Raw genomic sequence first — 13647 nt, forward strand, 5'->3', positions numbered from 1 at the left:
CCATCTTTCCTCCCGCGACGGCGCCGCCTGTTCGCATCAGGCGGCTGCCGCCGCAATCGTGCGTCGATACTTCTCGAGGTAGATGTCCGCGATCACATCGGTGCCGAATCTCTCCTCGACCATCCGCGCCCCATCGAACCCCTCCGTCGAGGCCCGCTCCGGCGTGGAAATGGCAAGAATCAGCGCATCCGCTACGGCCTGGGGAGAGCGAACATCCGTAAGAATGCCCGCTGCCCCGTCGAACAGCGTCCATCGGACGGCGCCGGAGTCGCGACCGGCGACGACAGGCAGCCCCTCCCGCACGGCCTCCAACAGCACGAGGCCCTGCGACTCCTCGAGTGACGTATGGCAGAAGACAGTTGCGCGTGCGTATTCGCTCGCAACGTCGTCACGCCCCCGGCGGCCCACAAAAACGACCCCTGACGCAGGCGAATCCCTCGTCCACGTACGAGCCATCTCGTCATCGGGACCCAATCCGTTGCCGACCAGTCGCAATTCAGCGTTCGGGTAGCGGGCTCGAATGATGGGAAATGCCCGCAGAAGAGTCATGACGTTCTTGCGCCTAGAACTGTCCGTGACGCTCAAGATAATAGGGCCCGCGCCCGACGCGGCACCTCCCTGCGAATGGTGCATGGAAGCCGACACAGGATTGGGAATCACGTCGATGGGGTCGCGATAGAACATCTCGCGCCGCCACCGCTCAGCAAGATACGGAGAGACGGCCGTGAGAGTCGGCCGTTTGAGCCGCGTCCTCAATGCCAACAACGCCCGAACGAGACGATAGGCATCGGGCATATGACTGAGCACCGTGAAAGGCGCGTCGTGGGCGGTGATCACCGTCGGGCGATCTCTGGTCTTCAGCGCGCCTAAAGCGAACTCGTACGTCCAATGCGCGTGCACCACGTCAGCGCGTATCCCCGACAGAGCGCGAGCCACCCCTGCCCGTTCCACGGCAAACATGTCGAGTGCACGATCGCGAGCTCTCGGACGAGAAGGCGCGAGAAGTACCGAAACGTCTCGACCCTCATAACGGGTCACGCGATCGATGTCGGACGACGTCGTGACGAGGGACACCTTATGCCCGCGGTTCAGGAACGCTTCCGCCAAGGTCGGCAGGAGAGGGAACGGATAGCCAACGTGCCCCAAAGCCCCCCGAGCATCGCCTTCGAGGCGACCTTCGAGCATGTCGAGGGAAGCTGGTCCGCAGAGAGCAATGTGCAAGCTCACTCGCCAACTTTCCCTACCGGCATGCACGGGTTACCGGCTGCAATGGTGTTGGGCGCGATGTTTCTGCTAACGACGCTTCCCGCGCCGATGACCGAACCACGACCGATTGTCACGCCCTTCAGCACGATCGACCGCGCCCCGATAAACACGTCGTCCTCGATCATCACGGCGTGGTGCGGCTCGGCCGCCGGCAAGCCGAGATGACGTCGAGACCTACCCTCTTGCGGGCGAACAATGTGATGGTCGGAGTCCGTGATGATGCACCCGGATCCGATGAGGACTCGTGCCCCGATGGTCACATCGATCATCGCGCTGATCGTGGAACTTGTGATCCCCGTTTCTGGACCTATCTTGATTCGCGCCGATGGCGAGAGGCTCTTGATGATCACGGGACCGCGCGCTTCGAGCGAATTCTTCGAGACGACGGAGTTCAGAACGACGTGATCGCCGATGGAAACAGTGCTTCGCTTGTCGATGCTAATGATCAAGCGGCCCGTGATGACGACGCTCTTCGACACTGCCGCACCGGCTCGCCGCGCCAGAGCGCGGGCGACCTCTCGTCGAGCCGCTCGTATGCCTCTCAAGAGTGGACGAAGCACACGACGCAGCCTTTCGTCAGTCAACAATTGCTCGCCTTTCGAACGTCACTGCTCTCTTCATTTCGCTTCAACCCCACCGTCACCGACCCTCCTCCGCAGATTTTTCGCCCACCACGTCGCGTACGTCACAGGCAGCCATACGAACCATGACGCTGGCGAAGACTTACGGAGGTAACGGGAGAGCGACGCAGGATTGCCGCCACCTTTCGGCCCGACAAATCGCTTCCACTCGGTGATGATCGACAGGCCCCGCGGTGACTCGTTCCGGGGACACGTGCCGAGGGTCCCCGGCATCAGCAGAACGTCGATCCCCCTCTTGCGGCAGCGCAGACCGTAGTCGATGTCGGCGAGGGCGTGCGAATACTCCCCGTCGATCCCGCCGATCTCTCTCGCGACCGCAACGGACACGACGACGAAGTTGCCGTTGAAGGTGTCGACGTCGACGACGACGTCACGAGAGACAACCGCCTGGTACCTGAGCGGATGACGACCCGCACGCGTCATCCCCGAGTACGTCATCTCGCAGCTGCCCGGATCACGCATGGCACCGACCAACACGGCGCGCGGTCGTTCCGCATGTATGCGCAAGCTGGTAGAGAGAGCGCCCGAGTCGAGAACCACGTCGTCGTTCAGCCACACGATGAGGTCGTGCTGCGAGACGTCCACGCGTTCCAAGATGGCGCTCTCGGCCACCGCCATGCTCTTCGCCCAGAACGCCGTCCCATCTCCTCTGATAATCGTTGCGGCAGGTAGCATTTCTCGCACCGCCTCCGCGGTGCCGTCGGTCGACCCGTCGTCGTAGACCGTGACGGATAACGACACCTCTGCATCCGATGCCGCCTGCACCAAGGCGCGCAAAGATTCGACCGTGAGCGGGCGCCGATTATGGCAGGCGAGAATGGCATGCACGGAAAGTGTTCGTTGCGAATCTGTTGCGGGATGATTTGTCACTCTCGGTCCTCGCCGTCCTGTACGCCGGACGGAACGCCCGTCCCGCGTATCCACTCCTCGATGCCGTCGATGTATCGTTCTGCCATCTTCTCGACGGAGTAGGTCCCCGCGTATCCGAGTGTGTCCTGTTTCAAACGTTCCCTCATCGAGTGGTCCGTGAGTATCCTGAGCACCCCGTCCGCGTACATGTCGATCGAATTCCCCGTGACGATCGCGTTCACGTCGGGAATGAGGTACTCGAACTCCGGCGCGTGCCACGGCCAGTCCGTCGTCACGATCGGCACTCCGGCAGCAAAGCTGTCGACGGCGACGAGACCGACTCGGCCCGGGACCAGGAGGGCCTGGGAGAGCGCGAGAGCGGTCCACTTCCTCTTGCCGTGAACCTGCCCGAGATAGACGCACCAAGAATGATTTGCTGCGAACGCCGCCACGTCGGACTCCCGCTCCCCGGAACCTGCGATCAGAAGACGGAACTCCGGCACCTTCGCATGGACGGCGACGGCGCTTTCGAGCAGGAAATCTAGCCGCTTCGACTCATCGAGCCCTCCAATGTAGAGGGCCGTCGCATCGGTCAGGCCGTATTGCCCGGCGAACTCCGCCTTCTCATCCTCGGTCAGGCCCGTCACGCCCTCCGAGAGCTCCGAGGTGTCGACCGCGTTTTCCAGCACTGTAACCCGTTCCCGCGGGTACCCTTCAGCGACGACAGCCTTCTTCCCGCCCTCTGTGTAGGCGAAGAACCAATCGGCGCGGGACGTCATCCACAGTCGGAGCCGCTCGCTCAGCGCACCGACATCCTGGGTGTAATCACGACCGTGTCCCCACAGCGCAACCGGGAACCGCCGTCGTCGTCGGCCGAGCAGCATGTACGCATCAAGGTTGCGACGAGCCTGCTCCAGCACGACGAAGTCGGCGTCGCTCAGCACGCGGGCAAGCCTGCGCATGGTTAGTCTTCTGCCAGCGAGGTTCAGTTCAAGTTGCGAGATGGAACGTTCACCCGATACGTGCACGCCATCCGAACGGGCGGCGAGGGTTCCGGATGGTTTCCCCGCCGCGATGACGATCTCGATCCCGCGAGCGCGTCCGCTTTCCACCATCTGATTGAAGAGCGGCGCACGGTAATGAGGAACGTACTCCTGGACGATGACAACTCTCGTCATTTACCGTCCCTCCCCGCGCAAGAGCGTTACCCAGCGCTCGCTGAAGACGCTAACGGAGAAGTCGCGGCTGAACCGCTCCGAAGCCTCCCGCGACAAGCCGTGTAGCAGTTCTTCGTCTTCGAGAAGCCGCAGGACGCCTTCCTTCATCCCTTCGACATCGTTCGGCGCGTACACGAGGCCGGTGACGCCATCGCTGACGATGTCTTTGATGCCGCCCACGTCAAAGGCTACGACGGGCGTGCCCACCGCCATCGCCTCCAGGATGGTCAGCGGTTGAGCCTCATAGGCGTAGGTGCTAGGAAATACGAGCACTGATGCGCTCGCTAATAAATCCCATTTCGTGTGCTGGTCAGTGATCGCCCCCAGGAAAACTACTCGTGACGCCAGTCCGTCATTAGCGGCATCCGCTAGGAGCATCGCCTGGAAGTCATCATCGACCGGCGCCCCTGCAATAACAAACTGTGTTTCAGGGCGATTCTCGGAGACGGCCCTTGCCACCTGCAGAAAAGTCCCCGCTCCTTTTTCTGGGATCAGGTTCGAAAAGTACAGCACGGGGCCAGAGACGCCCGACTGCGGTCCGACCGGAGGGCTTACAGCGTTCGGTATCGAAAGCACAGGAGCGGAGACGAAAGGTCGAACGTCTGCGCATAGCGTCTCACCCAGACACACAACCACGTCACCGCTACGGAGAAGCATCTTCACAAAGAAGTCGTAGACACGCGATCGCCCCGCGAGATCCGAAAATCCTCGAGTGTGCAAGTAAATGATGGTTTTGGCACGAAGAGCTCGCAGAACACAACTCAAAGCAACATCGACCCAAAATGAGAAAGTCCGGTTGGTAACGAAAAAGATTATGACTCCAGGCTTGCGAAACAAGATTCGCCCGAATAGTCGTCCCGGCATCATTGCCGCCGAGAGAAGCTTTCGAAATGAGAACTTGCCAACCTCAGAAACAGCCTTACTGAAACGGCGTTCGACAATATCGAGGGCGAAGCCACGGTCCCGAAGTACCTGCATGAGTGTACGCGTCATGAGCGTCGACCCGTGCAGCGGCGGCGGGAGCTGACTGATCACGAGAATTCTCTTATCTCTCGCGTCACGCATGCGGTCACTCACCCTTGCTCCAGAGCGGACGCTGGAGAAGATATCCAACTGAAACAATCAAGAACCGAATATTTCCATACAGGTATCTTCGACCGAGTCGCCGAGGCTCCGCCAGTAAACGATAAAGCCACTCGAATCCGGAGTTCTGGACTAAACGAGGAGCCTCGGGAATCGTCTGCGCAACAAAGTCGAAGGCCGCACCCACATTCAGCACTGGGATATTGACAGATTTTGCTATCTCCGTGCCAACAAAATCCTGTTTCGGCGTTCCCAAACCCACCCAGATAATATCGGACTCGACACGACCCACTTCCTCGATACAGGCCTTGATGTATGCCTCGTCGATGGGCGCGAAAGGCGGCGAGAAAATCCCGGACACGCGAGCGGCCGGGTACTCGACAGCCATCCGATGCTGTAGCGCTTCCAGCATTCGAGGAGAACCTCCCAACAGAAAATGGCGCAACGGCTCCCGCGAACTGTCTTTCAGAATCTCTCGAAAGACCGACGGCCCCCTCACCCGACGAGCTGCCCGCTGTGTGGCGCGCATGAACCACACGACGGGCGTACCGTCGGGAAAGTTGAGGCAGCCCGGCTGCACGAGCAGGCGCTTATATGCCGAGTCCTCACCCGCGAGGGCCACGTTCCAGGCATTGGCGAAACGGACATTGATGCCACCGCGTCGCGACAATGCGCGGTCGACGATCCACCGAACGGTCTGCTGCAGATCTGCGACAGCAAAAGGGATGCCTCCAACGTTGACCAAGTCAAAATCAGACCGGTCATGAGACCCGCTCTGCCGCTCAGGGTTGGCGTTCAACGATTGATCCTCAACTTCCCCCAGGACGCGCGAGACACATCGCGAACCCATTTAAACGGCGAGTTTTTCGGGATTCCGAGGCATGCACCAAGCGTGCCCACGGCAATGGGTCGCAAACCATGGCCAGCTTCTTCAACCGAGTGCGACAAAGCATCCGAGGTGAATCTCTTGTATAGGCGACGGATACCATAACGCTTCTCCGCGGGCAGATGCCATAAGGGTAGTGCCACGTCATCGTCTCGCACGTTTTTATACTTGAGTGGTTGCGTCCATAATCGTTTGACATAAAAGTTTGCGGACCCAGCCTGTATTCCGATTCGACTATTTGCGACGCTCAATACGTGAGCCTCTTCGAACGCATATAAGGTCCCCCCTGCCGAACGATCGATGTTCTCCAAGAGAATTGCAGCCGCCTCCAGATAGTACGCCTGGACAATCTTCCCGCTCAGCGCAACGAATTCACCTCCGCAATACGCTAGCGGCGGGGCGGCATCATCAAGTCCAGCCATCTTTTGAGTCATCTCACGTCGAGACATGGAGTTCACTGATTCGTCGGGCGCATAATCAATACTGAGAGCGATTCCTCCATCTTCGCGCACTCTTCGCCACATGTTGGACGCACGCGGCGACCCTGTCCAAACCATGTCGCTATCGAGAACGAGAATCTCGTCGTCCGGAAGTAGCGTTTGGGCCGCCCATTTCAAGACGTCGAGCACGAAGAATTGATTACGCCATGCCGCTGGCCACGTTGCTGGCGGTTCGTGCGAGTAGGGGATTTGAACAATTTCCACCCCCAATCGCCGAAGCAGCACCTCAACTTCATGCGAGACTCGCGAAGCGCTCCCGTCCCACGTGACATTCGAGAAGAGCACTAGCCGAGCAGTCGGCTCGACCAGTCTTGCAGTCGCGAAGAAGACTGCGATACATCGGCGATAAACGTCACGAAAACCCTCACTCGCTATGTGCCCGCGCATCTGTGCATACGCGCCCAGCTCGCCGTCACCATGCGTGTAGAACCAACTCGAAATTATCTTCATAGCAACCCCATCGAGTCCCACCGCGGAACCAGCGGTGTCGGCCTGACCCTCAAAACCAACATTAGTGGCACCCCCCATTCGTCACCAACAAATGAACGGAAAGTTTCGTTTGTGCGGATATTCCTAAGAAAACTGAGGTACGCGGGTGCGGCACGCCGACGTCGCGCACACAGATCAAACTGCAATCGCAACCCAGGCCCGCGTCGGCACTCGTTAATCGGATTCTGGACTATGCATCTGCCCTACACTCTCTGCCGCCGTCGAGCGCAGTCAACCGATATATCGGGCACAATGGCCTGCACCCTGTTGCGTCATGATGCGGCAGTGCCGATGAAAATCAAAGCTAAGAATGCTGCGTTGTACACCGCGTGTATCAGCACTGCCCCCCAAATGCGTCCGGTCAGGAGCACTGTGGCAGAGCAAACCATGCCAAGAGCGAACAGCTCAAGACCGCTGACGAACTCGACCGCCGCGAACGCCGCGTGAAGTAGAACGAATGTGCCCGCCGAAAATAATGCCGCGGTCAGCGCTGCCGGCAACGACCCCACGCTTCGGCGCAGAAGTTGATAGATCGCAACCAGAACGACGGCTCGAAAAAAAAGCTCCTCGACAACAGGCGCGACCAGTGCCGCCGGTACGGCCTGTGTCCACCACCATCGGATCGGCACCAAGCCGTCGAGAGATCCTGTTGCGGGAAACGAAGAAACATTCGCGCCCGAGATAGCCCCCGCTCCTAAACGGAGGAGCACGCCGACCCCGACTCCCCAAAGGATGTCGGTCGCTTTGAATTGTAGGAGACCAGCTGGCCGGGCGCGGGCGATTGCGGCGCAGATCGCGACACCCATCCCCGCCCACAAAGTGAGCAGCGACGCCTCCGGTGCCCACGAGAGCGGCGAACGATATATGAGGAGCGCGGCTGCCATGCCAAATGCAAGGCCGGCAAACGCACACAGGAGCACCCAGCGATCCCATTTCCGAACAGCGCGTCCCCCGAGACGCCAATCGACGCGACGTAGACGATGAGCGCGCGTCGTCGATCCGCCCGCCGGGAACCGAACGTTCGCGGGCGACAAGTCCGCGGCGGAAGGCGTCGCGGCGAACTCGGTAGGCTGCTGATGCACGTGGCCAACATAGCGTTCATCTGGACCACAATCCGCTCGGCTCCACCCTCATTCACCCGAGGAAAATCATGCTGAACATCTTGACCGTATGTACCGGCAATGTGTGCCGTTCGCCCGTCGCTGCGCAGCTTCTCGCAACGCGTCTCGGCGACCTTGACGTCGAGTTCCAGAGTGCTGGGACAAGGGCGCGAAACGGAATGTCGATGACCTCAGGGGCGATGGCACTGGCGACCAACCGCGGAGTGGACCCCGCAACGACGCTTGCACACCGCGCAAGGTTGTTGGCAGACAGCCATCTACGCGGCACAGACCTCTTGCTCGGAATGGCACGGGAACACCGCAGAGAGATTGTTGAATTAGCGCCATCCTCGATGCGACGGACCTTCACCATTCGAGAGCTCGCGCGTCTCTGCGAGGCTATTACGGACGACGACCTCCGGGGAGCGTGGAGCCAAGCTGAGAGGTCAAATGAGCCCGGGGTTCGACTCGAGTTCATGCTGCGGTTGATCGCCGCTCAACGCGGGGTCGCGCCCGAACCCGTCACAGTGCTCGACGACGATGTCGTTGATCCCTATGGCCGATCGCCCGAATTCTACGAGCGGTCAGGACTTGAGTTGGAGCCCGGCCTCCAAACCGTCGAGCGCATTGTGCGGCTCACCTTCGAATGAGACGGACCCGCTCGACGCCGAGCGCGCCGGGACTGCTTCTCGCGCCGGTCAACGTCCCCGTGTAGCAGCCACACACGAGCGTCTTGCATTCTTTGTGTCAGACTGAGCAGGACTTTCCACACGCTGAGTCCTCGGTCGTCAGCGACTCCTCGAAAGGCCCCATGGAGCTCAGCGATTACATCCGCATCCTCCGCAAGAACTGGTTGACGGTATTGGTGCTGACTCTTGTTGGCCTCGTTGTGGCGACCGTCTTCACGCTGACACGCACCCCGACCTACGAGTCGTCGAGCACGGTCTTTGTCTCGACACAAGGTTCCACAACGACGGCAGAACTCCAGCAAGGCTCCAGCTTCACTCAAGCGCGTATCAACACCTATGTGGGCCTAGTGGGCACTCCGGCCGTACTCGACCCGGTCATCGAGAGCCTTGGCCTTCCCACAACCGCAGATGCGCTAGCGGACAACGTCAAGGCCTCGGCAACTCTCAACTCGACTCTCATCACGCTGTCGGTGACGGACACGAACGCAGATCGCGCAGCGGCCATCGCGAACGGTATTGCGTCGAGCCTTGCGACAGTCGTGCCAGAGCTTGAGCCGGCCGTGGACGGGGGCGCTAGCCCGGTACGCCTGAGCCGCGTCCGAGACGCGCAACCGGCGCTGCGTCCTGCAAGCCCGAACGTCCCGTTGAATGTTCTGGTTGGCGGGCTCGTAGGTCTCGCCGTGGGAATCGCCGCCGCCGCTCTTCGGACCACCCTCGATAACCGCGTCCGCACTCCTAAAGATGCCGAACAAATCACAAAAACACCCGCAATCGGCGCTATTGCATACGACACGAAAGCGAAAGAACGACCGCTCATCGTTCACGCCGATCCTCTGAGCCCGCGCGCCGAGTCGTTCCGAGCCCTGCGGACGAACTTGCAGTTCCTGGACATGGGCGGACGTTCGAGCTTTGTCATCACCAGTTCGATCCCTAGCGAGGGCAAATCGACGACGACGATCAACCTCGCGATTGCCCTCGCTGACGCTGGAAAGCGCGTCGCCCTACTCGACACCGACCTGCGTAAGCCAAAAGTTGCGGAGTACCTCAGCATCGAGGGCGGCGCTGGTCTGACCGATGTACTCATCGGACGCGCCAAAGTCAACGAAGTGATGATGCCGTGGGGCGGCCGGAGCCTCTATGTGCTGCCCGCTGGCAAGATCCCGCCGAACCCGAGCGAACTGCTCGGATCGCAGCAGATGGGCATCCTGCTCGAGATGCTCGAGCGGGACTTCGACGTCGTGCTGTGCGACGCCCCTCCGCTCCTCCCTGTGACCGACGCTGCGATCCTGGCGCGTGCTACGAGCGGAGCGCTCATGGTGGTCGCCGCAGGCAAGACGACCAAACACCAGCTCACCGGCGCGACGGAGGCTCTCGAAACGGTCGGAGCGAAACTGGCCGGCTTCGTCATGTCGATGGTGCCGACTCGCGGCCCCGACTCCTATTACTCGGGATACGGGTATGGCTACGGGTACGGCTATCGCGAGGTGCCCGCCAAGCCAAACCGTTCTGCATCCAAGAAGGAGAAGCGCGCCAAAAACGTCGAGGTGGCCTCGGTGGACACACTCGACGAACTCGGCTTCTCTCCGCGCCGCACCTCGCGAGAAGCTCAACGCGACTCCTAAGCCAGGAGCACTCACACCGGGTTGACTTAGCTGAGCTGTCCGTCAAACAGTACGACTACGGCAGGTCCGAGACGAAAGGCGCCCCGCATGAATTCGCCCGTCCTTCCTCCGGCCATCGTCACCGCAGGTCGTGTAGCGGCGTGGGTGCTCGCCGGGCTTCTCCTGCTCATGGTCGTGATGGGTGCGTGGATCGGCATTCGGGGCTGGATGGCCTACCAGCACCTGATGCGCATCGAGGCCAAAGTCACGGACGCGTCTTCGGCACTCGCTTCCGATCCTTCGCAAGCGGGTTCCACTCTGGGGCGGCTCGCGGCTGATGCCTCCGCGGCTCATGACCTCACCTCAGACCCCATCTGGCACCTGGCCGAGGGCACGCCGTGGATCGGCCCCCAGCTCCGCGCCTTCGGGACCGTTGCCACGGCTGGCGACGAGCTTCTCAGTGAAGCGCTCATGCCGCTCGTCACGGCCGCCCAAGACACATCCTTCGACGCTCTCAAGCCCGTCAATGGTCGCATCGACACGAGCGGGCTCGGGGTACTCGTTGCGCCCGCGCAGACCGCGGCGGTATCGGCGGCCCAAGCAGCACGCCAGGTGGACGACATCAGCCACACTCCTCTCGTCGGCGCCATCTCGCGGGCGGTCGACAAGTCGAGCACCGTGTTCGACCAAGCAGCGAGGGGACTCGACGCTCTCTCGCGTGCGACGCGACTTCTGCCTGACGTTCTCGGGCAGAACGGCGAACGCAGCTATCTCGTGCTCGTCCAGAACAATGCGGAGTGGCGATCGCTCGGCGGTATCGCCGGAACAGCGATTCTTTTGAAGACGAATCAGGGCGCGATCAGCCTCGCCGCGACGGAGTCAGGCACGTCGCTCTCGAGCGGCATCAAGAATCCGGTCGTCGACCTACCCGCCGACGTGCAGAACATCTACGAGACCAGACCAGCACGCTTCTTCCAGAACCTCACGCAGGTTCCCGATTTCACCTTCGATGGCCCGCTCGCCCAAGAAATGTACAAGCAGCGAACGGGTGTGTCCGTGGACGGCGTCATCGCCCTGGATCCGGTCGTGCTGTCCTACCTCCTGCGCGCAACCGGACCGGTAGCGCTGCCCGACGGCTCGACGCTGTCTGCCGAGAACGCCGTCAAAACGCTGCTCAGCGACGTCTATCAGCGATATCCCGATCCGTCAGCGCAGGATGCGTTCTTCGCCGCCTCGACTGGAGCCGTCTTCAACGCCTTTCTCGAAGGACGCGGGTCGACAGTGAGCTTGCTGACGAATCTCGCGACTGCGGCCGACCAGCGACGAGTGCTGATGTGGAGCGCCGATCCCGACGAACAGGCCATTCTGGAGGGGTCGTCGGTTGCCGGTGAGCTGCCGCAAACGGACGACGACACGGCCCGGTTCGGGGTGTATCTCAACGACGGCGGCGGTTCGAAGATGAGCTACTACGTCAAGCCTGACGTGAGTCTGGCGTGGGACCAGTGCGCCCCCGACGGGCGGAACGGCCCGCGTCAGCTGACTCTGCGGATGAGCCTCGCGAACACCGCGCCCACCGACGCCGAGACGTCACTTCCGCGATACGTCACTGCCAACGGCGCATTCGGTACGGCGCCGGGAACGGCGACGGTCGTCAACGACGTCTACCTCCCCGAGGGGTTCGAACTCGTCTCGGCCGAGACTGCGGCGGGTACGGGACCCTCGACCGGGACGTTCGAGGGGCGTCAGGTGCTGACCTTCGGGTTCCAACTTCTTCCCCAGTCGTCGGCCGACCTGACGGTGACCGTGCGCGCAACGACGACGGCGTCGAAAGCCGAGGCATTCGTCACCCCGACAGCCGATGCCGGAATTGAACCGACGGTCAAAGCCACGTGCGAAGCCACGGCAGTCGCAACCCTTCAGTGAACAATGCGACTGCGTAAATGCGCCTCCGACTGCGCGTCAGCGTAAATTTACGTAGTCGAAACCTCGACAATTTGCAATCCAGGGAAAACCTAGGCAATACTCAGGAAGGGTCTAGCACCGCCCACCGCTTCATTGTTGTCCTTCCCCTTGCAGCTCCACCGGGATAGCACGGACGCGGACCACCACCTCCCGGTAGCCCGGATTCGAAAGCAGGCATTCATGAAGCTCAACCTCAAAAAGGCTGGCGTCACCGCGGCCCTCGCCGGCGCGCTGCTCTTCGCAGCTCCCGCCGTGGCTCAGGCGTACGTCCCCACCGCTCCCGGCACGCAGACCGTGACGATCACCAACAACGGCCCCGTCACGTTCAACGTGGCCCCCGGCGCGACCGTGAACTTCGTCCTCGTCGGCTACAACGCCAACCAGGCCGGCCTCGCCACGGCGAACCTGCCCGTCAGCTCCAAGTCGATCACGAAGGTCGCCGACGCCTCCGGCAACGCGACCGCGGTTGTCACGCTCCCCGCTGACGCCCGTGGCACCTACACGCTTTCGGCCACGCCTACGGGCGGCACCGCTGGCGGCTCGAACAACGCCGGCGGCAACACCGGCCTCCCCGCGACCGGCTTCGACGCCAACTCGATGCTCGGCCTGTGGGTCGGCGGCGGCGCTCTCGCGCTCGCCGGTGGCACGATCGCCGTGGCCACCACGGTTCGTCGCAACCGCGCCGAAGGCAAGGCCTGACGCACCACGCGTTCCTGAAGGGGCGCCGTCGACTTCGGTCGACGGCGCCCCTTCTTCGTTCGTAAGCGCCTGCGCCGAGACCGGCACGCGGCATCCAGCCCGCTCCGTCAACCCTGCGCGCCCCCGGGCTCGGCGCGGTTGACTCGAGCCATGGACACGACCACCACCGCTCCCCTCGACAACGACGGGCGTGACGCCGACACCCCGCCGACGCTGCCGTTCGTCCACATGTGGACCGGACTCGACGGCAAGAGCCGGCTCGACGAATCCGTCCTCCGGGGATTCGGGATGCAGAGCGTCGGCGGCGGAGCCGACCCGCAGTGGATGCGGCCGTTCCCCGGCGAGGTGTCGGCCGTGCTCTTCGCGGCGCTTCCGGTCGGGTGGGTGGGGCAGTGGCATCCCTCCCCTCATCCGCAGTGGGCGATTCCGCTGCGGGGGCGCTGGTTCCTCGAGACGCAAGACGGCTCGCGCGTCGAGATGGGACCCGGCGACATCCACTTCGGCCAGGACACCGACACCACCGAGGTCGACGGCACGGCCGGACACCTCTCGGGCACCGTCGGCGACGAGCCGTGCCTGCAGGTGCTCATCCAGTTCGCCACGTCGCCGGCCGCGCCTACCGCCCACCCGTTCGGTTGAGCGCGTCAAGCCGCCCCACCCGGCGG

At 62.1% G+C, this 13647-nt stretch carries 13 protein-coding genes and 1 pseudogene; 6 read left to right on the top strand and 8 right to left on the bottom strand.

Going from position 1 to position 13647, the window contains the following annotated elements; genetic code table 11:
• Positions 1 to 36: 36 nt before the first annotated feature.
• The 8 genes from BLS25_RS15665 to BLS25_RS15695 all read right to left on the bottom strand — a co-directional run bounded on the left by BLS25_RS15665 (position 37) and on the right by BLS25_RS15695 (position 7815).
• Entirely contained in the window at positions 37 to 1227 is a 1191-nt protein-coding gene (locus tag BLS25_RS15665) for a glycosyltransferase family 4 protein (RefSeq protein ID WP_074696932.1), read from the bottom strand.
• Positions 1224 to 1745 (bottom strand): acyltransferase, encoded by a 522-nt coding sequence (locus BLS25_RS16750; protein WP_143017983.1) that lies wholly within the window; start codon positions 1743 to 1745, stop codon positions 1224 to 1226. The genes BLS25_RS15665 and BLS25_RS16750 overlap by 4 nt, the downstream gene beginning before the upstream one ends.
• A gap of 138 nt (positions 1746 to 1883) precedes the next feature.
• The gene (locus BLS25_RS15675) at positions 1884 to 2735 is read right to left on the bottom strand and encodes a glycosyltransferase family 2 protein (protein ID WP_074696934.1); all 852 of its coding nucleotides are present in this window, start codon (positions 2733 to 2735) and stop codon (positions 1884 to 1886) included.
• A gap of 38 nt (positions 2736 to 2773) precedes the next feature.
• Complete coding sequence (locus BLS25_RS15680) at positions 2774 to 3934, bottom strand: glycosyltransferase family 4 protein (RefSeq protein ID WP_074696936.1); 1161 nt, start codon at positions 3932 to 3934, stop codon at positions 2774 to 2776.
• On the bottom strand, positions 3935 to 5008 hold the full coding sequence (locus BLS25_RS16515) for a glycosyltransferase family 4 protein (RefSeq protein WP_176786399.1): 1074 nt from the start codon (positions 5006 to 5008) through the stop codon (positions 3935 to 3937).
• Between the two features lie 34 nt (positions 5009 to 5042).
• Complete coding sequence (locus BLS25_RS15690) at positions 5043 to 5855, bottom strand: WecB/TagA/CpsF family glycosyltransferase (protein WP_074696940.1); 813 nt, start codon at positions 5853 to 5855, stop codon at positions 5043 to 5045.
• Entirely contained in the window at positions 5852 to 6571 is a 720-nt protein-coding gene (locus tag BLS25_RS16755) for a hypothetical protein (protein WP_143017985.1), read from the bottom strand. The genes BLS25_RS15690 and BLS25_RS16755 overlap by 4 nt, the downstream gene beginning before the upstream one ends.
• A 632-nt stretch (positions 6572 to 7203) precedes the next feature.
• On the bottom strand, positions 7204 to 7815 hold the full coding sequence (locus tag BLS25_RS15695; protein ID WP_081349909.1) for a CPBP family intramembrane glutamic endopeptidase: 612 nt from the start codon (positions 7813 to 7815) through the stop codon (positions 7204 to 7206).
• 266 nt (positions 7816 to 8081) lie between these two features.
• Between BLS25_RS15695 and BLS25_RS17235 the strand changes: the two are divergent.
• The 6 genes and pseudogenes from BLS25_RS17235 to BLS25_RS15720 all read left to right on the top strand — a co-directional run.
• Positions 8082 to 8405, top strand: a pseudogene (locus tag BLS25_RS17235) (arsenate reductase/protein-tyrosine-phosphatase family protein); the annotation flags it as partial.
• Positions 8406 to 8507: 102 nt separating this feature from the next.
• Entirely contained in the window at positions 8508 to 8681 is a 174-nt protein-coding gene (locus BLS25_RS17240; RefSeq protein WP_256335610.1) for a hypothetical protein, read from the top strand.
• A 161-nt stretch (positions 8682 to 8842) separates the two neighbouring features.
• On the top strand, positions 8843 to 10342 hold the full coding sequence (locus BLS25_RS15705) for a tyrosine-protein kinase domain-containing protein (RefSeq protein WP_074696946.1): 1500 nt from the start codon (positions 8843 to 8845) through the stop codon (positions 10340 to 10342).
• Positions 10343 to 10429: 87 nt separating this feature from the next.
• A complete protein-coding gene (locus BLS25_RS15710; protein WP_074696948.1) occupies positions 10430 to 12244 on the top strand; it encodes a DUF4012 domain-containing protein in 1815 nt (604 codons plus the stop codon).
• Between the two features lie 219 nt (positions 12245 to 12463).
• Positions 12464 to 12982, top strand: a complete 519-nt coding sequence (locus BLS25_RS15715; protein WP_056230531.1) for an LPXTG cell wall anchor domain-containing protein — start codon at positions 12464 to 12466, stop codon at positions 12980 to 12982.
• 150 nt (positions 12983 to 13132) lie between these two features.
• Positions 13133 to 13621, top strand: a complete 489-nt coding sequence (locus BLS25_RS15720; RefSeq protein ID WP_074696950.1) for a cupin domain-containing protein — start codon at positions 13133 to 13135, stop codon at positions 13619 to 13621.
• Positions 13622 to 13647 lie beyond the last annotated feature (26 nt).

The sequence above is a fragment of the Microbacterium testaceum StLB037 genome (assembly GCF_900104345.1).
Lineage (GTDB): Bacteria > Actinomycetota > Actinomycetes > Actinomycetales > Microbacteriaceae > Microbacterium > Microbacterium testaceum_A.

What these genes read in the sequence shown, in the direction of transcription:
- BLS25_RS15680 (WP_074696936.1), bottom strand. Translation starts at nt 3,934, where the DNA reads ATGACGAGAGTTGTCATCGTCCAGGAGTACGTTCCTCATTACCGTGCG.
- BLS25_RS15710 (WP_074696948.1), top strand. Translation starts at nt 10,430, where the DNA reads ATGAATTCGCCCGTCCTTCCTCCGGCCATCGTCACCGCAGGTCGTGTA.
- BLS25_RS15720 (WP_074696950.1), top strand. Translation starts at nt 13,133, where the DNA reads ATGGACACGACCACCACCGCTCCCCTCGACAACGACGGGCGTGACGCC.
- BLS25_RS15705 (WP_074696946.1), top strand. Translation starts at nt 8,843, where the DNA reads ATGGAGCTCAGCGATTACATCCGCATCCTCCGCAAGAACTGGTTGACG.
- BLS25_RS15695 (WP_081349909.1), bottom strand. Translation starts at nt 7,815, where the DNA reads ATGGCAGCCGCGCTCCTCATATATCGTTCGCCGCTCTCGTGGGCACCG.
- BLS25_RS17240 (WP_256335610.1), top strand. Translation starts at nt 8,508, where the DNA reads ATGCTGCGGTTGATCGCCGCTCAACGCGGGGTCGCGCCCGAACCCGTC.
- BLS25_RS15715 (WP_056230531.1), top strand. Translation starts at nt 12,464, where the DNA reads ATGAAGCTCAACCTCAAAAAGGCTGGCGTCACCGCGGCCCTCGCCGGC.